Source organism: Methanolobus sp. WCC1 (assembly GCF_045690315.1).
In the GTDB taxonomy this organism is placed as follows: Archaea; Halobacteriota; Methanosarcinia; order Methanosarcinales; family Methanosarcinaceae; genus Methanolobus; species Methanolobus tindarius.
In genome coordinates this window covers 891,631-916,858 of sequence record NZ_CP146979.1, presented here as the reverse complement: position 1 = coordinate 916,858, position 25,228 = coordinate 891,631, and the positions used below count along the sequence as shown (strand labels likewise).

The following is a 25,228-nucleotide window of genomic DNA, read 5'->3' as shown; positions in this document are numbered from 1 at the left end:
CTAATGGCAGACGTAATTCTTAAACCAACAGGAAATTTCGACCTTACCGTTGAGGCAGAGGTTGTCACACCTGACAACTTTGCCGGTAAAAATGCAGATGAGATCGGAAAGTTGCTTGTCTGGCAGGGCCCTGCAGAATATCCTCTTTCAGACTTTTTCTCAGTAGAAGGAAACGGTGGAAGCTCAGCAGAGGACACGACCATCATTATTGACGGAGATATCCCAAGGGTAAAGCGTATCGGACAGGAAATGACTGCCGGAAAGATTCTGGTAAAGGGCAGCGTAGGTATGCACACAGGATCTACAATGAGTGGCGGAGAGATCATCGTTGAAGGTGACTCTGAATCATGGGCTGGCATGGATATGAAAGGCGGTTCCATCCACATCAAAGGTAATGCGAAAGACCACATTGGCTGCGCATACCGTGGTAGCTGGAAAGGAATGACCGGCGGACGTATCACTGTAGACGGTGACGCAGTCAGCCAGGTAGGCGGTGGCCTTGCAGGCGGAGAAATAATTATCGGCGGTAGTGTCAAGCACTTCAGCGGAATCCGCATTAATGGCGGTCTTCTCGTAATAAAAGGAAACGCTTTCAGAACTGTCGGAGCAGAGATGACCGGTGGTACTATCGTTGTCGGTGGTTGCATTGAGAGATTCACACCAGGATTTACAATGGAAGGTGTTGAGTCAGACCTCAAGTTCGGCGACATCGAGTGCCCTGGAGAATACAAGAAGTTCACAGGCGACTATGCCATTCCACAGAAAGGAAAGGGTGTAATGTACGTATCCTGTGACAACAACGAGTGTCTGTGAGGTGTTAATCATGGAAGCATTACTCAACACAGGAAGTACAATTAACGAAGGAAGACTTGCCAAAGGCGGCAACAAGTATTCCGATGATTACACAAAGGAATGTGCAGTATGCTGGATGTGTGCAGAGGACTACACATCTCTTGGATGCCCTGAGAAGGTAGCAGTAACATCCAGAGACGGAAAGCACACAGTTGCAGTTCGTCCAAAGGTAACAGAGGCAATGAGATCAGGACAGGTATTCATACCAAGGTCCATCTGGGCAAATGTTGTCGTTGAGCCAGACACATTCTCAACAGGTTCACCACGTTATAAGGGAGCTCCTGTTACAGTAGAACCAACTGATGAAGAGGTACTCAGCGCCGAGGAAGTTGTCCTGAAGCTGTACATGGGAGGTGAATAAAATGGTCTATAAGAACATTATATGCCCTGTCTGTGGAGGTTCATGTGACGATGTTCAGGTCGATCTGGATACCGAGAACCGTACAATCGATGTGCAGAATGCATGTAAGATGGGTAACGCAAAGTTCCAGGAAGTCGTAAGTTCACACAGGATCCTGAAACCAACCATCAGAGAGAACGGAAAGGTAAAGGACGTCAGCTGGGAAGAAGCACTTGAGATGGCAGCAGATATTCTTGTAAATGCAAGACGCCCACTGTTTTTCCTTGGAAGTGAGACCTCCTGTGAAGCACAGGAAGTAGGATTACACATTGCTGAATATCTTGGTGCACCAGCAGACTCCAACGCAACAATCTGCCACGGACCAACTGTTATGGGTATTCAGGAATCCGGTATGGTAGGAGCTACCGCCGGTCAGGCAAAGAACAGAGCTGACATGACCGTCTACTGGGGTGTCAATGCACTGGAATCCATGCCAAGACACATGTCCAAGTACGGTGTATTCCCAAGAGGTTACTGGACAAAGAGAGGAAGATTTGACAGGACAATGGTCACAGTGGACCCAAGGGTAACCCCTACCGCTGTTGCATCAGATCTGCACCTTCAGCTTAACCCAAGTTCAGACTACGAACTTCTCAGCGCAATGTTCACAATCCTCAATGGCAAGGAGCCACATCCATCTGTAGAGGAAATCACAGGAATCCCAATTTCAGTGATGAAGCAGACAGTTGAGATGATGAAGGAAGCAAACTTTGTTGCTATGTACGTTGGTCTTGGTGTTTCATCCTCATACGGTAAACACAGGAACATTGAGATTGCACTGAACTTCGTCAAGGAGATGAACAATTACACCAAGTGTAATATCGGAGCTCTTAGAGGTCACTGTAACGTAGCAGGATTCAACCAGCTTGCATCCTACCTTTACGGTTACCCATTCGGCCTTGACTTCATGAAGGGATATCCAAGGTACAACCCTGGAGAGACAACAACTGTAGACCTTCTCAGGGAGAAAGATGTTGATGCAGCATTTATCATGTCTGCTGACCTTGTGAACCACATTCCGGCAGATGCTGCAAAGTATCTCGCAGACATACCAATGATCTGCCTTGACATTGCACCATGCCCATCAACCACAGCAGCAGATGTAGTTCTGCCTGGTGTAATTGATGCTATGGAATGTGACGGTACATTCTACAGACTCGACAACGTGCCTGTATACTTTGAACCATTCACAGACTCTCCATTCCCTGAAACAAAGAGCAATGAGGACACCCTCAAGCAGCTCTTTGCAAAGGTAAAGGCTAAAAAGGAAGCATGAGTGAGCACTGGTACTCAGAAAGGAAAGGGAAGGATGAAACCTTCCGCAAAGGTGAGGAAAGTATTTCCTCTCCCTTTTATGTCCCCATAGAGTGCCTGGAGATCACTGAGAACAGTAAACAACACATTACTGTGGACGTTATTGTCGAGGAAAAGTTCGAACTTTTCGTGAATAACGTTCACGTAACTACTTTTTTTGCAAGTCCTCATGAACTTGAAGAGCTTGCACTGGGATTTCTCGTTTGCGAGGGATTCATTGAACCTGACACACAGGTAGATTCGATAAAGATCGAAGATAATTCTATTTTTTGCGAGATAGAAATAAATACTCCTGAACTGGAGGAACTAACACATCTTGAACGATGTGGAATAACATCATACCGCAAGGATGTTATTAAGCAGATAGGTTCCGATACTAAATTCACTACTGGTGCGATAACCCGTGCAGTAAGCCAGTTAAAAGAACTTGGCAGAATATGGCACCGAACAGGAGGGGCACACACATCCATGATATGCAACAAACAGGGAGAAGTTCTCTTCTTCTGTGAGGACGTAGGAAGAGCATGTTCTGTCGATAAGGTTGTTGGAAAAGCCCTGATGAACGGCACCGAGCTTTCAGACTGTTGCCTTGTGACCACCGGCAGACTGGCATCAACTATGGTGTCTAAAGCTATGAATGCAGGCATTCCCCTTGTAGCCAGCAAGGGTGCCACGGTGAGAGAGTCTGTGGAGCTGGCTGAGAAGGCAGGGATTGCGCTGGTGGCTTTTGTGAGGGGGAAGAATCTGTATGTGTATGCTGGGGAAGGGAGAATTCAGGTGAACTAATCAGCAGGTTTTACTATTCTTAATGCACCTAAACCTTGACTGACACACCCTTCCTGACTTTACTTAGCATTTCATTTACCAGCGTCTTTTTACGATGAGTAGCAAAGCAATTACAGAAATTGCAGTGAAAAGCTGGAATCCCGGCACAGTTTCTTCTTCATAGTCAAAGTCATCATCGTAATAATCTTCATCCTCCTCAATAAAACGACCAGTGCTATTTTCATCATAGATATACTCATAAGTAAAACCGGCAAAGCCAACAGATTCCTCCCTGCCTATATTACCCGGAACAGAATAATTATTTTCAAGCTTGATGAGCCAGAGATTTGACATCCAGTCCGAACCAAGCAAAATATATCCACCATCGGAAGTCTCTTGAGCAAAAGATGCCTCCTCACTGAAGCTATTCTGACCAAATATTCTATACCATTGAGAAGTACCATTCGGATCGAATTTGATCAACAAAGCATCAGAACCCCACGGAACTTCCACTGGATCCCAGTAAGGATACATGAAATTGCTTTTAGCTGCAACAATATAACCACCATCAGAAGTTCTCTGAACAGAGTAGCCAATATCACTGCAATAATCCCAACCAAAAATTTGATCCCATTGATAATTGCCATACGAATCTGTCTTGACTAGCCAGACGTTTGGATTATCATATTCAGACGTATATACTGCTCCTACAACTATATAGCCACCGTCGCTGGTCTCTTGTGCAGATGCCGCTTCCTGACGATAATAATCACCAAAGGTCTGAATCCATTGACGATTGGCTTCGGAATCTGTTTTAATAAGACAGACAGCAGATCCATTTGTAACTTGACCGGCAACTATATAACCACCGTCTGAAGTCTGCTGGACAAGATACAATCCATTATCAGAATCACCTTCAAAAGTCTTATTCCACTGCTGATTTCCTTGAGAATCAGTCCTTATCATCCATGCATCGAGAAAGTCAGACCTGAAAGAATAACCTGAAATAAGGTAATCGCCATCAAAAGTTTGCTGAATAGCTCTTACTCTGGCAGCATATTCCCCTCCGAAAGTCTGATTCCATTGATAGTTACCTTCAGAGTCAGTTTTGATTAAAAGAATATTATTATCGTTGTTCGAAAGATTACTGGAAATGCTTGCAATTATATAACCACCGTCAGAGACTTGCTGAACAGAAATACCTGACTCATCGTAATCCTCATAGACAAACGTCCGATTCCATTCTTCCGCAGGTGCGTAAGTTGCAGAAGACAGGGTTGTAAGGCAAATGAACGATATTATAAAGATCATTATGCAGGAACATGTTCTCAATTCAAGTGGAATATTAAGTACGGTTCTCATATGATTCCCTCCTCCAGGACTGAGCGAACAAAATTATCGATAGTTATGAGAAGAACTAAATATAGTATATATGTTTCTATTTGTTTTCTGTGAATGTCGGAGCAAAGCGAATTAAGAGTAAATAATATTTCACGCCGTTACAAGCACAGCCAAACGAAAACCATTATATCCCATAACCACACTACTACCCCCTACAACGTAACACAATTACTGTTGAGAATATTACTATACACATTAAAGAAGGTTACATTATGAGTGAAAAGATTGGAATTTTAGCTATTGGGCACGGCAGCAGATTACCATACAACAACCAGGTTGTTACCGAGATCGCAAACATGATCGCAGAGAAGAACCCTGAGTATGTGGTAAAGGCAGGATTCATGGAGAACAGTGAGCCTACCGTAGAAGAAGCACTCATGTCCTTTGAAGGTACAGGCGTAACAACAATCGCTGCAGCACCTGTATTCCTTGCATCAGGCATCCATATCACAAAAGACATCCCTGGAATCCTCAAACTCGATGAAGAGACAAACGAAGGCGAGATCGAGTTCAACGGAGAGAAGGTAAAGATAGTCTACGCAAAGCCTCTTGGCAGTGACGAGCTCATCGCAGACCTCATCTTTAAGAGAGCACAGGAAGTACTTTAAGCTGCATCACTGATGCAGTATTCTCTTTTTACCGGTAAATTCTGTTTTTTGTTTTTGCAATATTTTCATTGACTTTATACTGGGCGATTAGTAGTATTGTTATCCTTATTGTGATTCTGTAGAAATCCTATATTTCCTGGATAACTCAAATCATCCCGAAGGGCCCAACGAAGCCGGTCTTTTCCAGAAGGTGGAAGGAAGGAAGGAATTGAATTATATCCCAGAATATGTTCTTTGAAAACTCTTGCGAATTATTAGTATGCATGCAACAATTTGCAAAATATCTTCTATGCAGGGAAATTGGAACGACCGCCTTCGGCGTATGGTTATTTTGTTTTTAGTTTGTAGATTGTTTTATGGGACTTAAACAGAACAAAGTTAATATAACTCATATCAACAGGATTTCTACAAATCCATTATTATCACTGTTTTTGTACTTTTGATGGATATTCCATCAAAATTAAATCCTGAACCATAATTCGAAACTATAATTCATTCGAAACCATAATTCAGGACAGGAATTTTAAACCGGTTTCAATAATCCATTTTGTCACTACTGGAAACTGCAATATTTTACATGATGTTGAGAAAAAATCAGATTCACGCGTGTTAATTTTGCAAAGACATATATACCTTATTGCTAATGATGTTTTGGAAAGAAGGTTATACATTATGACTGAAAAAATAGGACTTTTAATCATTGGACACGGCAGCAGATTACCATACAACAACCAGGTTGTCACCGAGATCGCAGACATGATCTCAAAGAAACACCCAGAGTATGTTATAAGAGTGGGATTCGTAGAGCACAGTGACCCTAAGGTTAAAGAGGCACTTATGGACTTTGAAGGCACAGGTGTCACAAAAATAGCTGCTGCACCAGTATTCATGGCATCCGGAGTTCACCTCACAGAAGATATCCCGGAGTTTATCAACCTCGACCCTGAAACAAACGAAGGAGAGGTAGAGCTTGACGGACAGAATGTAAAAATTACCTATGCCAAACCGATTGGAAGTGACAAGCTAGTCGCAGATCTTATCTTCAAGAGAGTGCAGGAAGCACTTTAAGCTGTGTCATTGACACAGTACTCTTTTTCTCTTTTTTATAGTTCACAAAATAGAAAATAGGACTAACAGATTTTTTGCATATTTTCGGACCGTGCCAGCTTCGCCGGACCCTTCGGGATAATTTTGTTATTCACAACTTCGATAAATCTAACATATTGTTCCCTGTATTTCGGAAAACTCAGCAAAAACAATTGATAAACAAAGAACAATGTGACCACCCGCTGCAGGCGGCATGTTCCTTTACTACTATCCTGAAGACTAGTGAAAAAGTGCAGTTGTATTAAATACTGAATCCAAAGATTTCTAAATCCTGTTCAGTATAAGCCGTTTACACCATCATGTAAATCAGGACTTTCCACAGATACATTGAGATCGTCGAAAGCAAGTTCCGCTTTCATCCATTCTTTGTACCTCCGATATCCACGTGCCTGAATTTCATATCGGTGGTCAAAAGGAGAATCCAGAGATTCCAGCTTCTTAAGTATATTGTCCCCGAAATCCTTTATTACATCTTCTACGGAGCCTTCGTTCAGTGCCAGCACATCTATACCCTTTGAAGAGAGCATCGAAAAAGCCTTTGAGCCGATATTTCCTGTGATAAGCTTATCAATATCCCGGTTCAGAAGTAGTTGAGCTGCCAGTGTATCATCACCTAAAAATGAAAAAGTCTTGTTTCTCAGGCTGTTAATTTCCATAGAGTCAGTGTCTACGATCACAAAATACCGGCATCTTCCAAAATCAGGGTCAGCTGGAGCGTCCAATCTTTCAGATCTGGCTGTCACGCATACTTTCACTTAAATATCTCCCATTGTACTCATTCCCTTGTTGAAAATACAGGTATTTGCACCATAAACCTGCATTCAATTCCCATATCCTCATAAGAGGGTAAATATAAATAATTTACCCATTGAAACTATGTATTTTTCATCCGGTGAAAGAAAAGACATAATGATTAAAAAGTTCTGCCTGCAACATAATTGAATATAGTGATAAGCAAGCGGGAATCAGAAAGGTAAATATAGTTACAAAAATAATCTTCTATATATAAGTTGTGGAGGTTAAATCATGAACAATGCGGAGATAGCAGAGAAACTTGTAAACATACTTGAGCTCAGAAATGAGCCGGTTGCAGTAAAAGTAGTAAAGAAAGGTGAAAAAATACCCGAGGAATTCAGCGAACCTGAAAAGAATATCAGGCACTGCCAGTCAATAATGAAGGCAAGGAAAGGAGAATCCTTTGTAATTCCTGCAGACAAACACGCATGCATGGTTGGTGCCTCAAGCCTTGGACTTGTACCCATACCTCCCAAAGTGAAGCAAGGAGAATTCCATGCAAACCTTGGAATGTATGACTGCTCCGATGCTGCTGCAAATATGATCGGCCAGCGTTCTGAATTTGAAGAGGAAAGTACAATTGCCACAGTTGTCGCTCCTTTGAAGGAATTCAAGACAAAACCGGACATAGTCATACTTGTTGATCTTCCGGAAACACTCTACTGGCTGATCCCTGCAGCCACATTCTTCGAAGGCGGAAGACTGGATTTCAGCACTGCTGCATTCCAGGCAACATGCGTGGATTCCACCATCATACCCATCCACAGTGGCAAGATGAACATGAGTCTTGGCTGTTATGGCTGTCGCAGGTCAACAGACATCGGAAATGACGAGATGATAGCCGGAATTCCATTTGACAATATGGAAAAGATGGTCGAAGCACTTGAAAAAATAGCTGACGGACCAATGCAGAAAGCAAGGAAAAACTAAGATTCAAGTCCTGCACCAGACTGGACACCATTCATTTTATCTCATATGAGAGAATATCATACCCCATATGACCTGAGCCAGGGCCATATGGTGGTCTCCAATGAAATGCGCACACTGTGACGATAAAATGTGCCGTGAAGGCAAGGATTGTGCAGGCATAACCGATGATATCAGTTATGAAGGAAATGAACTGGAATCAATGAAAACTTCTGCTTCCATCGAAGCACAGTACTATATGCAGAAAACAAGACTGGAAGAAATAATCCTTTATGCCAAAGGCATGGGATACAAAAAACTGGGTCTTGCTTTCTGTGTAGGAATGGAAAGAGAAGCAGAGGTCATAGAAAAAATTCTCAAAAAACACTTTGAAGTATACTCAGTGTGCTGTAAAGTTTCCAGTATCAGTAAAGAAGATTACGATCTTGAGAAACTGCACCCTGACACCTTTGACCCCACATGTAACCCCATCGGACAGGCAATGATGCTTGAAAAGAAAGGGACAGAACTCAACATCATCATAGGTCTTTGCATAGGCCACGACATACTTTTCACACAACATTCGGCTGCACCGGTTACCACGTTCATCGTAAAAGACCGCGTGCTTGCACACAACCCTGCAGGAGCCATCTATTCAGGATATTACCTGAAGAAAGTGTTTGGAATCATGGACTGAGCAGGAGATTCCGAATGAAACTTACAGTTGTTTATGACAATAATACCATGGAAGGACTCAAATGCGGATGGGGATTTGCCGCCCTCATAGAAACCGGATCCAACAATATACTTTTTGACACAGGATGGGACGGTCACCTGCTTCTTGAGAACATGGATAAACTGGGAATAGACCCACAGAGCATTGATACAGTTGTGCTTTCCCACCAGCACTGGGACCACATTGGCGGTCTGCCAACTTTCCTTAATGTAAATCCGGATGTTGACGTATATGTCCCATCAGGATTTTCCCCTCGTCTTAAAAAAGAGATCACCTCACGCATACATAAAAAACTCTATGGTGTGGACAGTCCCCGGAAGATCTGCGACAAAGTATACACCACAGGCGAACTGGAAAAACCAGGAACAGGCATAAAAGAACAATCCCTTGTGCTGGAATGTGAATCGGGAAATTACATAATCACAGGTTGTGCCCATCCGGGAATGCTATTGATCAGAGAAGCTGCATCTTCTTTTAGAACTATCACCGGCATTTTCGGTGGACTACATGACAGCCAGGAATACGGGATATTCAAAGACATGCAGATCGTTGGAGCCGGGCACTGCACATCGCATAAAGATGTGATAAGGAAAATGTATCCGGATAAATTCCGGGAGATATTTGCAGGGTTTACTATGGAACTCTGAACCTGATCATGAAGAAATAAAACCGGAAGTTCAATATGGCTAAAAGAATCGTTTACGGACCCTTACTTTCCCGAAGGCTTGGAAGGTCACTTGGTGTTGATGCTATCAAAACAGCGGATACTAAGAAGAATTGTAATTATGATTGTGTCTATTGCCAGCTTGGGCATGTTCCCAAAAAAATAACAGGAACAGATGAACCTGAAGGTATTGTAACACCTGATGAGATCGTGGAAGGCATTCGCACATATCATAAGAATATCGAGAACCTGGACTATATCACTTTTTCAGGCACATGTGAACCCACATTAAATCCCTTACTGGGAGAGATGATCAGGAAAGTGAAGGAAATAAGCACTCATCCGGTTTGTGTTATTACAAATTCATCCCTTCTTGGCAATCGGGAAGTTCGTGAGAATCTTGCAGATGCAGACCTGCTGGTAGCAACCCTGGTTTCCGGTTATGAAAAGACCTTCCAGGCTATCAACAGGCCTGCCGAAGGCATAAGACTTGAGGACATTATCAACGGCCTTAAAGAGATCAGAAGAATGGATAAACATCCAAAACTTGGAATTGAAGTAATGCTGGTTGATGTCAGTGAGGATACCAATATTGATTTCCCTGTCAATCACACGGAGAAAGAGATCGGGAAACTAAAAGAGGTCTTAAAGGAAATCGATCCTGATGAGATAGAGATACTCTCTGTAAGCAGGCCTCCTGCTGAAAAATATATTGTTCCTGTACCTGAAGAGAGATTAAGGAAAATTGCCCTGGAATTTGAGAAGGAGTTTGGAGAAGAACGTGTAAAACTGGTGCTCAAGGGATTAAGGCGTTCCCGGTCCGTTATGAAACACGGTAACCTTGAAGAAGAGGTATATGACCTGATCCTGAGAAGACCCTGTACTTTCAAACAGATATCCGCCTCACTTGGAATTGATGAGGGGAAGCTTAAACCCATTATTGAAAAACTGGCTTCAGCTGACAGCATCAAAGAAATCGATATCAAAGAGCAGAAGTACTACAAAGCAAGCTGAAAGTTTAATCTAAAAAAATAGGAATTCAGTACGTAAAGTACTGAATCTGAACAATGAAATTAAAGCAAAACTATCAGCAGGCGAAAGAGCCGAACATCGTTTTTGCGGATTCAACAAGCTGTGCCAGCATGTCCACAGGCACACTCATGATCAATTCCTCGTCCTGGATCTCGGTGTATTTCCTGCTTCCGCTGCATCCTACTGTTACACCGGCCTCACCTGTAAGGTATGGGTAAGAAACACCGTCTGCACAGATACTCTGCTTGCCTGCAAATCCTGATTTCACACGTCCGCCGTCCTTGTGGAGCAGGGCCTGTGAAAGCTGCATTACCTGTCTTGGATTTGCGATTATAAGAACGACGTCCGGCTTGAAAGTAGCCTTCTCAAGTGGAGCGTAAACAACAGCTTTAATGGAATTTGCTTCCACCATGGGGACATTCTCCATGGTAGTTCTTGCAGAATCAACGGTTGCAAAGTGGTTCAGGTTGTAGTAAAGCTCACCGGATCTGAGCTTCGGACTCATCTCAACTAAACCCATTACAGCAGCTCCACCTTTACACTGGTGGTCTTCAAGGGTTGCATAGAAAGGCTTACCCAGTCTTCTTACATTATCCACCATCTGGCAGTGCCTGACAGTTTCATCTATGCGTGGGATGCCTTTTGGAATCTTTTCATCTGCCTTGACGAGAAGGACAGCAACCGGTGATGTATTCATTTGAAGTATGTCTCTGAGTTCGTTACCATATTTCTGAATATCTTCGTTGTTCATTATGGTATCTCCTGTAAAAGAAAATCATTCATTTTTTGGATTATATCCAATGGATGTGCATATACAATGCACAACTGATATATCAAGCTTACTATCAATTAAGAGTTAAAAACACATTACAGCGCCATATTTAGTTCACGCCTGTGAACCAGGATTATAATTTTAGAAAGATGTTTTGTGATATAGATCACAAACACCTCTCACCCATCATCAGGATATATTTTCAGGAGTTCCTGGTAAAACTCTGTCAATGCAACCTTGTAAACAATGTATATCGGAATTGCAAGTATCATACCCAGGGCACCCAACATGCTGGCAAATGTAAGGGTCAGCAGAATACTCAGCAAAGGATTCACATTGACCTTGCCTGATATCATATAGGGTATCAGATAGAGATTATCTACAAGCTGAGCAATAACAACGGTGATAATTGCGTATAATGCAGTGGTCGGACTGACAATGAAAGCTACGATCACTGCGGGAACGGCACCGATTATCGGGCCAACATAAGGTACTATATTAAGCAATCCTGCAAGGGCACCCAGGAAGAACCATCCATTGATGCCTGAAAAATAAAACCCGATACAACATATGATCCCTACTATGACACTTTCAAGTATCTTGGCTGAGAAATAATCACGAAGCCTGTTCTTGATATCCCTTATCGATGAATCCACACAATCCTGATACTTTACAGGGAATAATTCGATGAATTCTTTCATCATCACATTCTTCTTTGAAAAATAACTCTTGAATATCAAAGGTATGATGAGTACTCCGGTGAAGATGAAATAGGATAATTTTGAGAGAATATCAGAAATAGAACTGAACATAGAATTTCCAATGGATCTTAACTGCTCATCAGAAAGAATAGGTTTACCATCAGGAGTAGATAAAAGGTGCCCATACTCTGAAAAGATACTGGATATACCGGCATCATATTCATCCTGCGGACTGGTCAGCAGGGAACCTATGTCAGCCAGCTGACCCATTATAAACAGATAACATGCGAATAAAGAAGCTAGCAGAATTATGATCGCATATATTCTTTTGGTCCATAAGGATTTGTGCCCAAACCTTTTATCGAATTCCACCAGGATCTTGTCAGTGGCCATTACAAGAATGAAACCCATGATAAGAACGATGAACAGATCCTGAAAATGGAAAAGTATGACAAAGATAGCTGTCAGGAATATAAAAATGGAGAATATTATCCTCCATACTGTAGAATTGGTTGTTAGTGGCATGGAATTACCTGTGGTACATAGTAGCTCATAATGGTTAAAATATATAATGATGCAGCATAAGTAGGGAACTTAGCTGCTCACCGGGTTTCTTTGCACGAACAATTCAGTCATTGACCTCAATACGGAACTAAGGACATTCTCATTTTCTGATGCAGGATTTACTGAGTCAGAACCGCCGTTCATTCCGGCGCTGGAGTCACCTGTCGCCGTATTTCCACCCATGTCAATAACCACTACATCGGTATCAGCAGCATCTTCACTCCTATTACTTTGTCCTGTTATGGCAAAGTTACCGAATTTAGCAGTTGTTGAAACGAACGTGATATCATCATCACTTTCATGCAGTATCTTAACAGGGAAAGTTTTCCAGTTAGAACCACTGAACATGTTCAGCCTGACAGAGTCAACATCAATGTCATTCTCATTCACCCAGGATTTGTTGACACGGAAGATGATGCGGGTATCTTCCAGTTTATTCTCCAGACCCTTCTTCCCCAGAGCGATATTCAAATACGAATAAACCTCGTTATCCGGTTTTTTGGATACGGAAGATGATATGGAATTCAGGACTTCGACAGTGGTCTTCACATAACCGGCATTGATATCCGATCTGAATTCAATGGAATCCACCGGATTTATCACATCCGGGAACATGAATTTTGTTGTTGAATCCTTGTTAACAACCTGCATCCTGACATCTTTGAACTTGATGTTTTTATAATCCTCACCTGACATCACAGAGGATGAAGAACTTCCTCCTCCACTGCCACCTGACATGATCTGTGTGGGAGTTGATGTGGCAAGCCAGTACCATTGATTCCGGATAGTACCATTGACATTGGAAACATGAACCTGGATACTGTAGTTACCGGTTTCGGAGAGAGATGGAGTATAATCGGAATAATTTACGTCGCTGTAAGTATTGAGAAGTTCATCATCCAGGTACCATCTGATATCTGAACCTTCACTGATATTCACGGAAAATTCCGGTACGCGATCCAGCCGGGAAGTAAGTACGGTCTCATCCGGTGAAAAACTGACATTGAATGCAGGTACGACATTTACATCCCAGACCTTGGTCCAGGTATCATCGGTCCCGTAAACTACTGAAGTTAAGTTATAGACTGAGGCTTCATCCTCGGAAAAAGAATAGGAAGAAACAGTGCTTGAAAGACTCTGCTTTACTATACTACCGTCCCGGATCCATACAATGTCTGAAGCATCAGCTACAGATACTGAGAAGTCCAGCGATCCTGTGGTCGAAACTGACTGGGACTGTGCAAGCGGATCGAATGTGGGACCGGCAGCTGCAGAAGCCGGGATCAATACCAATCCAAAAATGATCGTAAACAGGGATGTAAACAAAAATGCATGGGAAAATGCATGCATATCTGTAGTTTTCTCAGCTTTTCTCAAGATAGTTCACCTCATACCGGAACATAGTTTTTGGATGTTTCCCATTTTGCATCCAGCAAATGGGATATTGTGACAGAGAATTCTTTTCCGTTGGTCCACACTGCAGTCAGATCAGTCTCACCATCATCCTCTTTGATGATATCCATGAGCATCTCCGAATTATCCACAACAAGGACAAAACCTTTCAGATCCAGAGGAAGGTTTTCCGTTGAATTTACCCTTATAGAAGCAAGAGGGACCATATTGTAGAGCATTTTGGCCTCTTCCTCACTGGAACTAATGATCCTGATCCTTACCCCTTCATCAGCTGTTTTCCTGTTGAAGAGCCCAATAGCATTTCTGTAATCCTTTTTGAGTATGCCGTATTTTTCCACGATAATGCTGAACGGTGTTGAGGCACTGAGCATAAGAATATCCTTTTGAGCACCTTCCAGCATCTGCATAGCCTTGTCCATCACATTCCTGACACCATTGATGGTCCACATAAGCTCCTCTGTATTTTTTTCAGAAGACTCATCGTAGAGATCATGTAGTTGTTCAAGAACCGAGTCACATTCCTCAGAATAATCACGTTTCAGTTTTGCAATGGCAGACTCCGGAGGGATACATCTGTAGCGCATGGGTTTTGTGTTCTGGAACTCTATAATGCCCCTTTTCTCCAGTTTTTTAAGTGCGCCATATATGGCAGAATTGGGCACTCCGGAGTCAAGATGTAATTCCGATACCGTGGCACTTTCGTTCTTCACAAGAGCCGCGTATACTTTTGCCTCGTATGATGTGAAACCAAGATTCTGAAGAGATGTCAAAACAACAGGAATAGTATCTGCCTCCCACTAAAAATAAGAAATAAAAGAAAGAGGATCACTCCTCTTTTTCGTTATTTCCTTCTTTGTTACCCATGTATCTCCTGAAACCTACAAACGCAACCGCAAGTATCACTACAACTACCAGTATCCCGATGTACTGACCCATACCTGAGCCTGAAGAGCCTGCAGGAAGGGTTTCGGTCTGGATCTTTACAGTGTCGGATATCTGGCTGTGTCCGTCAGCGTCTTCATACTTGATCTCACTGTTGATGGCATAGTTCTTTGCCACAGCTGTTTCGTCCACCTTCAGTTTGAATACTGCCTCTGCAGTCTCACCTGGTGCAATTGAACCAAGGAAGGACTGGTCATCGGTTGTGCTGAACGGATCATCGGCACTTATCCTGACAGTGGCATCCTTGACGGCTTCTTCTCCTGTGTTCTGGTAAATAACACGCAGGAGGGATTCACTACCAGCTACCATTTCACCGGTCACATTGACAACTTCGAAATCGGCTTCATCTTCTACAATAATAGTAAGATCCTGTGCCTGTTGACCGACTGCGTACCAGAGTCCTACTTCCATATTAGTGATACCAAGGCTTGTTTCATTGTCACCGTCTATCTGGACATTTTCCTGGTATCCGTAATACATCTGCAGGCTGAGAGGATATTCTCCTGCAGGAGCATTATTGGATACTTCGATGTTGAAAGAGACGGGAGATCCGGTCTGTTCACCGGATGCAAGGGTACCTGCTTCCTGAGGACCTGATTTCACTCTTACATTTGGATCTTCGGATACAAGCATTGCAACGATACCGATAGCAGTTGTCCTCTGGGCCTCATAACCCATTTCAGTCTGCTGGATCTTCTGTTCAAGATCAGAGGTGTCGTCTGCTTCGTCATCTGATTCGAAACCTGTCACAACACCCTTGTTCATCAGGTTGACATTGAGGGTTACTTCATCACCGCGTGAGAATTCATTATCCCCTACCAGGGTTGCAGTTACATCAGGACCGCCGAATACAGTATAGTAGTTGTCATCGAAATTGAAGTACTCCGGGAGTTCCAGGTCCACTGTTGTCATTTCATCAGCATGCACAGGAAGTGCCATGAGCACCATCATCAGTATTGATGCTGTAACTATTCTTTTAATATTGATAACTTTCATAAGATCACTCCGATCGATCCTCGGATTCCTCTGATCCGTCCGATCCATTCTTTCTTCTATTTTTGATAATCAGTACTATTCCCATAATCACAAGTCCTGCAATTGCAAGACCTGTTATGTTAAGTTGGTTTTCAGGTTGTTTAAGATCCACATTTATTTTCATATTCTCTGAAAAAGCGGTCTCACCGTCTTCATCAATATATTTGATCTCACTGTCAATTCCATAGTTCTTTTCAACTGCCATGAAATCAGAACTAATATCAAATGATACGGTCCTGCTTTCCCCTGGAAGCACCGTGCCAATCGACTTCATTGACTTGTCGGTACTCAGCGGACTCATGACTATGAGTCTTGCAACCGCATCTTCTGCAGGAAGTTCACCTACATTGGTATAGGTTATGTTGACAGTATCAGTGTTGCCTGCGGTCAGGTTCCCTGCCACACTACTGATATGGAATTTAGCTTCAGGCATTACGATGACAGGTATCTGGATAGTTTGCTCCACTGTCTCGTAATATTTTGCATGGTCCAGATCCGGCATACCAAGCCTGATAGCTTCGCCGCCGGTCATTCTGACATTCTGCACATACTCATAGCTCAATGGCATTTCCAGAACATATACTCCTGCAGGAGCATTGTCCGAGATCGTGACCGTGAAGCTGAAAGGGTTTTTAGACAGATCACCCGGAAGCAATTCATCCAGTGTCTGGCTGCTTGTAGCAGCATCAACCTTTACCAGGTCGGTGGAAGATACAAGACTTGCTTTGATCCCGTATGCGGTAGTTCTCTGAGTTTCATACTGCAACTCCGTAAGAGATAACTGGTGAGCAGATCCGGAAGTGTCGATAAAAGTGCCGGGTTTGATGCCATAAAGTACACCCTTGTTGGATAGTACGACATTTATATGGGCTGTCTCACCACGGTCGAATTCCGTATCTCCGAGAACCGAAGCATATATGTCTGGCTCCCCGTAAGCCTTGTAGTAGTCATTCGTGTATTCATAAGTTGGTGGCAGGTATTCCTTTGCGGCTGCCGAAGGCATCAGCACAAAGGCAGCTACAAGAAGAATACATACCACTGAGGGGATAATGTACAATTTTGATTTGTTAATTTCTTTGAATGTGCCATTCATGCGGTTGTAACCTCCGGAATGGTGTTTGATTCATGTGTATCGATTAGTTCACTTCCGTTGCCTGCTGCATTTGCCCTTCTCTTTTCCCTGAACTTGTCAAGTGTGACAATTACAGGTGGGAAGATCACAAATGTGGCCAGCAGAGCCATTATAACATTCATAACTGTGACCAGGCCAAAGTTGCTGGTAATGCTGAATGGTGATGCTATCAGCGCAGAGAAACCAAATACTGTGGTTGCACCGGATGTGACAATAGCCTTTCCGATCTTCACACTGGCTTCTTTCATTGCCTCTTCGGGATCAGCGCCTTTCTCCTTCTCCTCGAAATAACGTTCCATCATCAGGATAGCATATTCCGAACCCACACCAAGTATCAGTGCACCAAGGGTCGCTGTCATTGGCGTGTACTCCAGACCAGTGGCATACATGAAGCCCCCGGACCAGCCGATAACCATCATCATGGTTATTACCGGGGTCGAAGCCTTTAGCAGATCACGGTATATCACGAGCAGGCCTGCAAATACCAGTACTACTCCAAGCAATGTCATCATGACCCTGCCGGATGTCAGAGCATCTATCACTTCGACAAAGATGACTGAGTTACCGGTAATGATCGCTGTAGTTCCCGGAGGTGGTGCCATCCAGGTTATATCTTCTTTTACCACATTGCTAAGTTCTTCGATACCCTCAAGTCCAAGTCCATCCATTGCATTGCCAATCTCAAGATTTACCAGAACTATGGAATTTCCGTGAAGATAACTATCCTTCTGAGTATCAGGTAACTGCTCATAGATCATGGCAATTTCTTCCGAGCTGTCCGGAATGGTTCCGCCATTCTGAGCCTTGACCAGATCAACAATGCTGCTTGAACCATAAATGCTGTTTCTCCCATCCACTTCATGTTGAGAGAACTCGTCTATCCACTTCAGCAATTCAGGATCAGTGGTATCATCAGTTTTTACCAATAAATTCAACTGATCCTCGGAGCCCAAAATATCACTCATGTGCATCAGGTCGATCAATGCGGGCATATCCTGAGGTACAAAAGTTTCAGTATCCGTCTGGATAGGGACCATGGTGTCAGCAGCAAATCCGGCAAGACAGAGGGTACTTGCAATTGCAATGATCAGTATTGGATTATGCATTGAGAAAGTAGATATTCCCTTGAGTGCCTTTTCCAGGAAATCCGGTTCAGTTTCAACCGTTTCATGGGAGACCACTTTCTTGTTAGCAGATGATTTTTTCAATCCAAGCTTTGCCAGGATATTCTTCTCTGATAGCTTGTGGAAACCATATAATACTGTGATTCCTACGAATATCGATGATAGGAAACACATCACAATACCGATCATCAGGAGTTTTCCGAAATCCTGTATCATCGGAACAGTGGATGTAAGCAGTGAAACAAAACCAAGTGCAGTTATTATAAGTGCAATAAGTACTGCCGGACCGGTATGTTTGATAGTATCTATTACTGCTTCTTCGTCAGAGTATCCTTCTTCCAGCTCCTCTTCAATACGATTATGGAACTGGATAGCATAATCGATACCAAGTCCGATAAGTACCGGGAAGGCAGCCATGGAAACCATTGTCAGGGGGATTTCCATGTAACCCATGGCACCAAAAGTGAAAATGATACCAAGTATGACTATAGGGAGTGGAAGAAGTCTCCATCTTACATGTTTGAAGACAAGGTACAGGACGATTACCATGAGAAGAACAGAGATCATAAGCAAAGTACCCATACTGGAATTCATCTCCTTGTTCATGTCTACCATGAAAGCAGGATCACCGGTTACAATGATGGTATAATCTCCCGGGAAATTGGCCAGTTCGATAGCTGTCCTGGTTTCCCTGAGTATCTCCTCTTTCGTACTATCAGAGGCTGTAGCTTCAACTACCACAGTCATTGTTGCATGCGTCTCATCTGGCATGAAATAGGTCGGGACCGACGAACTGATTATTTCATCAATTACTGCCTCATCATCGGGAATCTTACTTTCCCCGGTCATCTGGAAATTTACATCTTTGATGACAGACGACGGAGAACCTACCTGAATCACCCCGGGAATGTTAACCGCAGACTCGTATGCCCGATCCATGGCCTTGAGAAGTTCAGGATTTGTTACATCGCTGCCTTCCACCATTATTACGATGGATTCGGTGCCAAAGAGATTTAGATAAAGGTGATCATAATTCTGGTATAACTGAGAGTTCTTGTCCACAAAGGTATCAGTTCCTGATGCCATACCTATGTACTGGGCACCCTGAAATGATATTAGCATGAGAAGAAATGCGATCAACAGGATTGGGATCGTATTGTCTTCAACGAAAACACCCAGTTTTTCAAAGATATTTTTAATGTTTAACTCTCCTTATTCTTATTTTAATAATAAAACTCTTAATTAGTTGTTTTAATTGCAATTTTAGTATTTAAGGATTTTACCCTTAAATAAACTGGAATTAAGTGTGATTGATTGGTCAAGTTAATTGCCTGAGTAAAATAATCACCGGACCTGGATGCGTAATTACTCTAAATAGCGCCTCTATTATCAGAGCCATTATTAATTGTTAATAATGGAGAACTTTCTACGTTGCGCAATGTTCGACTATTTATCGACATGTTTGAATACGTATATCTGCATAATATATAAGCACTTTGATAAATGGTATTGTGGCAGGTCCTGTGGATTATTCCTGATATATGAACCACAAATCTCGCTATGGATTCAAAAAAGCAATTCACTATTACTGACAAATGTTGATAATTACATAAGAAATCTACAGAACCCTGTTTCAATAAATTAAATGAACACAAAAAAAAGAGAGGGGTGAGACATCCTATTTCCGGATGTCTCGGTTGGGGGTGGATAGAGTTGTACTAACACACATGATTTGCATGTTGGTGGTGGTATACAATTCCATAATAGGAATTTTTAGTAGATAAACCTTTCTATAAATCGACAAACATGAATATTTGTCACGAATAAACAGTATAATCATGGCAAAAATGGAAAACTAATTTACAGAGATTCTCATCTGCATCGTTCGTGCGATCATGAATGCGATCGATCATGTTCCAGCTTTTTGCATCGACCGGCTTTACCGGACTCTCCGGGATAATTTTACTCATTCATGGCATGGAAGGGATTCTACAGAATCAGAATTAGCAGGAATTTTGCAAATACTGAGTTTTATCTGTTAGAGTAATTCATCAGAAAAACAGGGTGAGACATCCCGACAAGGATGTCTCGGTTGGGGGGGTTGGATAGGTGGTACTAACAAACACAAAAACGTGTTGTTGATTGTACTCAAACTACTGATTGCCTTTTTAGTAGATAAGTCTTTTGATTAATCGTCGGGTTTAACCTTTTTTGTAAATGCCAGTGGAAATAACAAAAAAGCTAGAAACTTTAGGATCAACAGATGAATACAATCATTTCATCTGAGATGATAAATGATCATATTCGTAATATACAAAATATCTGTATATACAAATAAATATATGAAATTCTTATTTTATTAAAGCAGGCACAGGTTTACCAGGAATTTAAGATCAGGTATATGACTCAGACATTCCTGTAAACAGGACTGGAACGTATCCTGGAATCCTGGTCTTCCATTAACGGACCTAATTCCACTTTGTTTTCGTTGATCCAGTCATCTCCAAGATGCTTGATAGATAATTCATCTATATGAGCCTTTAAAATATCAACAGAAGATTCTGTTTTCTGAGAGGAGGGTGATTTTGATCCCATCTTAGGACACCTTTTGATTGCTTGTTACAAATACCTGACTATGTATCGTCAAGTTAGACGATGTGTTCTTTGCATATAAAGTTGTCCTTTTAAAATATAGCAAAACTATATAGCTAAAAGAAAACATCTTATTAGTTGTTTTGTTTATTCCGTAATAAACATTTCACCCCCATAAAAACTGCATAAGAGTGGAAATATGAACAGAGAAAGCTTACTAAGGGACCTGGGATTAACAAAATACGAATCATCCGCCTATGCAACCCTCCTGAAGGAAGGGATCATAGGCGCACAGGACCTTTCACGCAAATCGAGCATACCTGTAGGAAAGATATACGAAGTACTTTCCAGCCTCAATAACATAGGGCTTGTGGAATTCCAGAGATCAAGACCCAGAAAATACAGGGCGATAAAACCGGATGTTGCACTCGACAACCTCTGCACTAAAAAAGAAGAGGAAGCAAAACACGAACTTGAGAATTTCAAGCATAAGATATCAGAACTAAAAGATAATTTTTCAGACAACGCGTATCCGGATCACACGGAGGTTAAGTTCTGGTCAACACTGATTGGAGAGGAAGATATAGTCAAGAACATAAAGAACACACTGGATGAAACTGAAAAAGAGATACTTCATATTAAAGGCATGAATGTAAAAAGGGCAATGGAAAACAAGTGCTATGTACATAAGAACTTTAATCCTGATGTTATTCTTCCTCTTGTGATCGATGAATTTATCAAAGCTGCGAAAACTGGAATAAAAATCAAAATGATCTTGCCTGCCGATTTCTTTGCAATTCATCTGAAGAAAACATATGATGAAAGCAAAGATGCAGATGTTAAGAAAATAATGCTTGAAAATATAGAAGTTAGAATACTTGAATCAGACTATGATTTTGTGATAATTGATGACTATATAACATATATCCCAATCCAGAATCCACTGAATCAAAATGAACTGTTTGGGGAACTGAAGATGATTGACAAAGAGTACGCAGAGAAACTCAGAAAGCAGTTCGATGAGCTCTGGGCAAGGGGAAAAAAGACGATGCTGGAATAACACACGATCTGATTTGTTTAATAAACATTTTACTCCTATAAAAACTACACAAGAGTGGAAATATGAACAGAGAAAGCTTACTAAGGGACCTGGGATTAACAAAATACGAATCATCCGCCTATGCAACCCTCCTGAAGGAAGGGATCATAGGCGCAAAGGACCTTTCACGCAAATCGAGCATACCTGTAGGAAAGATATACGAAGTACTTTCCAGCCTCAACAACATAGGGCTTGTGGAATTCCAGAGATCAAGACCCAGAAAATACAGGGCGATAAAACCTGACGTTGCACTTGACAACCTCTACACCAAAAAAGAAGAGGAAACAAAACATGAACTTGAGAATTTCAAGCATAAGATATCGGAACTCAAGGACAATTTCTCCGATAGCCATTACCCGGATCACACAGAAGTCAAATTCTGGTCAACTCTGATCGGCGAGGAAGATATAGTCAAGAATATGAAAAACACGCTGGATGAAACCGAAAAAGAGATTGTTAACGTCCTACCTTTAAAGGTAAAAGAAGTAATGAATAACAAAAAACAGAAGAACTTCAATCTGGATATCATTCTTCCCCTTGCAACTGATGAATTCATCAAAGCAGCAAAAACAGGAATCAAGATAAAAATTATCCTGCCTGCGGATTTTTTCACAAATTACCTGAAGAAAAGATATGAAACTATCAAAGACGCAGATGAAAAGAAAGCAATGTCAGAAAATATAGAAATCAGAATACTTGAAACTGACTACGATTTTGCGATAATTGATGATTATATAGTATACATCCCGATCCTGGATCCACTTGATCCAAATGAAATATTCGGAGAACTGAAAATGATCGATAAAGAGTACGCAGGAAAACTCAGAAAGCAGTTTGATGAATTATGGGAAAGAGGGAAAAAGACGATACTGGAATAACTTAACACTTTATCTTGTTCATATTTTTCATTTTTTATTTTTCTATCCTTGCCATTTTTGCATCAGATCAGATCCCATCATGCCAGACATACAGACCAATATCATTATACCCTGAATCTGCTGTTGATGTACTCTAAGAGCTTGCGGCCTGATATCTCGATGGTGGCTGCCGACGAGCGAATATAGAAAATCTCCGTAGCATCCTCCTTCAGGAATACAGGATTATCACTTGGGCTGCAGTCCACCCTCAGCACAAATTTGTCCTGAACGTTTACCAGTTCTGCGTTTATATAGGGAAGAAACTCATTTCCGATGTCACGTCCGAACATATTTGTGAAATGCAGATTGAATTTGTCATTGTTCTGAAAGTTATCCTCTTCAATTCCCAGAATGCTGCCGTCATCTGAAACACCCACAAGCAGAGATCCACCATCTGAGTTCAGGTAGGCCACTATCGTTTTTGTTATCGCATATTCAATGCGTTTATCAGGCTTGGAAGTGTGCAGATTTGTCCTGAGCGTGGATTTGAACTCCAGCGTATTTCCCTCTCCATTAGCTATCAATCCAAGTATCTCCTCAGAGGAACTATGCTGCTTATGGAATCGTTTGAAGAAATTTGGATTCTTTTTTGTGAATTCCGTGACGAAATGGGTCAGCAGATTTCCTTCATGGTAGCGTATATACACAAATCCGGCTAATGCCACCAGTAGTGTTATTACGAGATTACGGAACAGATTGAAGACGAAATCATAAACCGTACTACTTATTTCGTAATGCTGCACATTAAGATCTATCATGGATTCGAGAGCAAAGAAGGAAATTTCCATGGCTGTTGTCATTGTAAATGAAAGGCAGAAAGAAAATACGGCAATGATCACCGGAGTCATGCCTGAATATGGCTGCCTCTCCCAGAACAGAAGATAGACAAGTGAAAATGTGATGGCACTTATTACCACAGTGGAGAGAGCGTTCAAAAAGACTTCCCACCACCAGTAGTCCTGGAGCAACTGACCCGCAATTTCAGGAAACACAGACAGGTAGATGAATATCAGTATCAATGTCTCGAATATTGAGGGAAAATCAAATTTCCATTCCTTTTTTATGATCGTTGGTAAGAATGTCAGTAGCAGAGCAAAAAGAGATAGTATGAAATTGATCCAATCTCCCCTGAATACAGCACCCAGCCCTGCAACCACCAGCAATGCCCTGAAGGTTATGAAGAAGTACACCCGGGTCCTGCGCTCATTCTGCATATCCCATAATCACGTGGCTGACATATTAAATCTTTATCGATGTTTCGAAATATTCAAATTAAGCTGATTTAAAATCGGGATATACCCTGAAATAAATATCCCCATTAGCAACAGGAATGAACGAACACATGAGTCATGCAGATGAGGGTTTAGATATATACATACAGTGTACATGCATACATACGTTCATGCATACAAAGAAAACATCTTAATAGTTTTTGATTATTGTATCAACTGAACAGTTCATTCCATGAAACTACAAAAGTGAAAATATGGACAGAGAAAGATTACTAAGGGATCTGGGACTTACAAAATATGAGTCCTCTGCCTATGCAACTCTCCTGAAGGAAGGGATCATAGGTGCACAGGACCTCTCACGCAGATCAGGAATACCTGTGGGAAAGATATACGAAGTACTTTCCAACCTCAACAACCTGGGACTTGTGGAATTCCAGAGATCAAGACCAAGGAAATACAGGGCAATAAAGCCTGATGTTGCACTCGATAACCTCTACACCAAAAAAGAAGAGGAAACAAAACATGAGCTTGACAATTTCAGGTTGAAAGTATCGGAGCTCAAGGATAATTTTTCAGACAGCACTTATCCGGATCACACAGAGATCAAATTCTGGTCGACCCTGATCGGCGAGGAGGACATAGTCAAAAATCTGAAAAATTCACTTGATGAAGCTGAAAAAGAGATTCTGGATGTAAGGTCCTTAAAAAGCAAGGAGGAAATGGAAAACAATAACAACTCTAAAGGTTTCAATCTGGATATACTTCTCCCCCTTATAACCGATGAGTTCATCGAAGCCGCGAAGTCAGGCCTTAAGATAAAAATGCTACTGCCTGCTGATTTCTTTATAATATACCTGAAGAAAAGATATGAAGCGACCAATGATGCAGACATAAAGAAAGCGATGTCAGAAAATATCGAAGTAAGAATACTTGAATCTGACTATGATTTCTCAATAATCGATGACTACATGATCTATATACCAATCCCTGATCCGTTGAATCCGAACGAAAAATTCGGAGAGATGAAGATGATCGACAAAGAGTATGCAGGAAAACTTAGAAAGAAATTTGATGATTTGTGGGCAAGAGGAAAAAAGACAGTATTAGAGTAATGTTCTTTCTATT

25 protein-coding genes are annotated in these 25,228 nt (G+C 41.8%); 13 read left to right on the top strand and 12 right to left on the bottom strand.

The window, feature by feature from the left end; all coding sequences use genetic code 11:
- Positions 1 to 3: 3 nt before the first annotated feature.
- From V7O61_RS04650 to fdhD, 4 genes are read left to right on the top strand one after another with little or no spacing between them, the layout of a single operon-like run.
- Positions 4 to 813, top strand: coding sequence for a formylmethanofuran dehydrogenase subunit C (locus V7O61_RS04650; protein WP_023844206.1), 810 nt, complete (start codon positions 4 to 6; stop codon positions 811 to 813).
- A 10-nt stretch (positions 814 to 823) separates the two neighbouring features.
- A complete protein-coding gene (locus V7O61_RS04645; protein ID WP_023844207.1) occupies positions 824 to 1,213 on the top strand; it encodes a molybdopterin dinucleotide binding domain-containing protein in 390 nt (129 codons plus the stop codon).
- A gap of 1 nt (position 1,214) precedes the next feature.
- Positions 1,215 to 2,528, top strand: a complete 1,314-nt coding sequence (locus V7O61_RS04640) for a formylmethanofuran dehydrogenase subunit B (RefSeq protein WP_023844208.1) — start codon at positions 1,215 to 1,217, stop codon at positions 2,526 to 2,528.
- Positions 2,525 to 3,352 carry a formate dehydrogenase accessory sulfurtransferase FdhD gene (gene fdhD / locus V7O61_RS04635; protein WP_407282586.1) on the top strand — a complete coding sequence of 276 codons (828 nt, stop codon included), beginning with the start codon at positions 2,525 to 2,527 and terminating at the stop codon, positions 3,350 to 3,352. The genes V7O61_RS04640 and fdhD overlap by 4 nt, the downstream gene beginning before the upstream one ends.
- A 75-nt stretch (positions 3,353 to 3,427) precedes the next feature.
- Here the strand turns inward: fdhD and V7O61_RS04630 are convergent, their stop codons facing one another.
- Positions 3,428 to 4,693 (bottom strand): hypothetical protein, encoded by a 1,266-nt coding sequence (locus V7O61_RS04630; protein WP_407282587.1) that lies wholly within the window; start codon positions 4,691 to 4,693, stop codon positions 3,428 to 3,430.
- A gap of 251 nt (positions 4,694 to 4,944) precedes the next feature.
- Here V7O61_RS04630 and cfbA (V7O61_RS04625) point away from each other — a divergent pair, with 251 nt between their 5' ends.
- Positions 4,945 to 5,340: a sirohydrochlorin nickelochelatase gene (gene cfbA, locus V7O61_RS04625; protein ID WP_407282588.1), complete on the top strand. Its 396-nt coding sequence runs from the start codon at positions 4,945 to 4,947 to the stop codon at positions 5,338 to 5,340.
- A 672-nt stretch (positions 5,341 to 6,012) separates the two neighbouring features.
- Positions 6,013 to 6,408: a sirohydrochlorin nickelochelatase gene (cfbA, locus tag V7O61_RS04620; protein ID WP_407282589.1), complete on the top strand. Its 396-nt coding sequence runs from the start codon at positions 6,013 to 6,015 to the stop codon at positions 6,406 to 6,408.
- A gap of 314 nt (positions 6,409 to 6,722) precedes the next feature.
- On the opposite strand, the gene V7O61_RS04615 is transcribed toward cfbA (V7O61_RS04620), so the two are convergent.
- Entirely contained in the window at positions 6,723 to 7,202 is a 480-nt protein-coding gene (locus tag V7O61_RS04615) for a NifB/NifX family molybdenum-iron cluster-binding protein (protein WP_407282590.1), read from the bottom strand.
- Between the two features lie 271 nt (positions 7,203 to 7,473).
- On the opposite strand from V7O61_RS04615, the gene V7O61_RS04610 reads away from it, so the two are divergent.
- The 4 genes from V7O61_RS04610 (at position 7,474) to V7O61_RS04595 (ending at position 10,562) form a co-directional block, all read left to right on the top strand.
- On the top strand, positions 7,474 to 8,172 hold the full coding sequence (locus V7O61_RS04610) for a DUF169 domain-containing protein (protein WP_407282591.1): 699 nt from the start codon (positions 7,474 to 7,476) through the stop codon (positions 8,170 to 8,172).
- Between the two features lie 100 nt (positions 8,173 to 8,272).
- A complete protein-coding gene (locus tag V7O61_RS04605; protein WP_407282592.1) occupies positions 8,273 to 8,845 on the top strand; it encodes a DUF1847 domain-containing protein in 573 nt (190 codons plus the stop codon).
- Positions 8,846 to 8,859: 14 nt separating this feature from the next.
- Positions 8,860 to 9,531 (top strand): MBL fold metallo-hydrolase, encoded by a 672-nt coding sequence (locus V7O61_RS04600; RefSeq protein ID WP_407282593.1) that lies wholly within the window; start codon positions 8,860 to 8,862, stop codon positions 9,529 to 9,531.
- 35 nt (positions 9,532 to 9,566) lie between these two features.
- Positions 9,567 to 10,562 (top strand): radical SAM protein, encoded by a 996-nt coding sequence (locus V7O61_RS04595; RefSeq protein WP_407282594.1) that lies wholly within the window; start codon positions 9,567 to 9,569, stop codon positions 10,560 to 10,562.
- A gap of 73 nt (positions 10,563 to 10,635) precedes the next feature.
- Here V7O61_RS04595 and V7O61_RS04590 read toward each other — a convergent pair whose 3' ends face one another.
- From V7O61_RS04590 to V7O61_RS04550, 9 genes are all read right to left on the bottom strand, one after another.
- The gene (locus V7O61_RS04590) at positions 10,636 to 11,331 is read right to left on the bottom strand and encodes a DUF169 domain-containing protein (RefSeq protein WP_407282595.1); all 696 of its coding nucleotides are present in this window, start codon (positions 11,329 to 11,331) and stop codon (positions 10,636 to 10,638) included.
- Positions 11,332 to 11,531: 200 nt separating this feature from the next.
- A complete protein-coding gene (locus tag V7O61_RS04585; RefSeq protein WP_407282596.1) occupies positions 11,532 to 12,578 on the bottom strand; it encodes an AI-2E family transporter in 1,047 nt (348 codons plus the stop codon).
- Positions 12,579 to 12,647: 69 nt separating this feature from the next.
- The gene (locus V7O61_RS04580) at positions 12,648 to 13,994 is read right to left on the bottom strand and encodes a PGF-pre-PGF domain-containing protein (RefSeq protein WP_407282597.1); all 1,347 of its coding nucleotides are present in this window, start codon (positions 13,992 to 13,994) and stop codon (positions 12,648 to 12,650) included.
- 11 nt (positions 13,995 to 14,005) lie between these two features.
- Positions 14,006 to 14,800 (bottom strand): TrmB family transcriptional regulator, encoded by a 795-nt coding sequence (locus tag V7O61_RS04575; RefSeq protein ID WP_407282598.1) that lies wholly within the window; start codon positions 14,798 to 14,800, stop codon positions 14,006 to 14,008.
- Between the two features lie 55 nt (positions 14,801 to 14,855).
- The gene (locus tag V7O61_RS04570) at positions 14,856 to 15,968 is read right to left on the bottom strand and encodes a COG1361 S-layer family protein (RefSeq protein ID WP_407282599.1); all 1,113 of its coding nucleotides are present in this window, start codon (positions 15,966 to 15,968) and stop codon (positions 14,856 to 14,858) included.
- Positions 15,969 to 15,972: 4 nt separating this feature from the next.
- Positions 15,973 to 17,100 carry a COG1361 S-layer family protein gene (locus V7O61_RS04565; protein ID WP_407282600.1) on the bottom strand — a complete coding sequence of 376 codons (1,128 nt, stop codon included), beginning with the start codon at positions 17,098 to 17,100 and terminating at the stop codon, positions 15,973 to 15,975.
- Positions 17,097 to 19,349 (bottom strand): hydrophobe/amphiphile efflux-3 (HAE3) family transporter, encoded by a 2,253-nt coding sequence (locus V7O61_RS04560; protein WP_407347477.1) that lies wholly within the window; start codon positions 19,347 to 19,349, stop codon positions 17,097 to 17,099. The genes V7O61_RS04565 and V7O61_RS04560 overlap by 4 nt, the downstream gene beginning before the upstream one ends.
- 731 nt (positions 19,350 to 20,080) lie before the next feature.
- Entirely contained in the window at positions 20,081 to 20,233 is a 153-nt protein-coding gene (locus tag V7O61_RS04555) for a hypothetical protein (RefSeq protein WP_407282602.1), read from the bottom strand.
- Between the two features lie 436 nt (positions 20,234 to 20,669).
- Positions 20,670 to 20,858, bottom strand: coding sequence for a hypothetical protein (locus V7O61_RS04550; RefSeq protein WP_407282603.1), 189 nt, complete (start codon positions 20,856 to 20,858; stop codon positions 20,670 to 20,672).
- Between the two features lie 196 nt (positions 20,859 to 21,054).
- On the opposite strand from V7O61_RS04550, the gene V7O61_RS04545 reads away from it, so the two are divergent.
- Positions 21,055 to 21,915 carry a TrmB family transcriptional regulator gene (locus V7O61_RS04545; RefSeq protein ID WP_407282604.1) on the top strand — a complete coding sequence of 287 codons (861 nt, stop codon included), beginning with the start codon at positions 21,055 to 21,057 and terminating at the stop codon, positions 21,913 to 21,915.
- A gap of 62 nt (positions 21,916 to 21,977) precedes the next feature.
- Positions 21,978 to 22,832 (top strand): TrmB family transcriptional regulator, encoded by an 855-nt coding sequence (locus V7O61_RS04540; protein ID WP_407282605.1) that lies wholly within the window; start codon positions 21,978 to 21,980, stop codon positions 22,830 to 22,832.
- Between the two features lie 104 nt (positions 22,833 to 22,936).
- On the opposite strand, the gene V7O61_RS04535 is transcribed toward V7O61_RS04540, so the two are convergent.
- Positions 22,937 to 24,085, bottom strand: coding sequence for a helix-turn-helix domain-containing protein (locus tag V7O61_RS04535; RefSeq protein ID WP_407282606.1), 1,149 nt, complete (start codon positions 24,083 to 24,085; stop codon positions 22,937 to 22,939).
- A gap of 272 nt (positions 24,086 to 24,357) precedes the next feature.
- Here V7O61_RS04535 and V7O61_RS04530 point away from each other — a divergent pair, with 272 nt between their 5' ends.
- Entirely contained in the window at positions 24,358 to 25,215 is an 858-nt protein-coding gene (locus tag V7O61_RS04530; RefSeq protein ID WP_407282607.1) for a TrmB family transcriptional regulator, read from the top strand.
- Positions 25,216 to 25,228 lie beyond the last annotated feature (13 nt).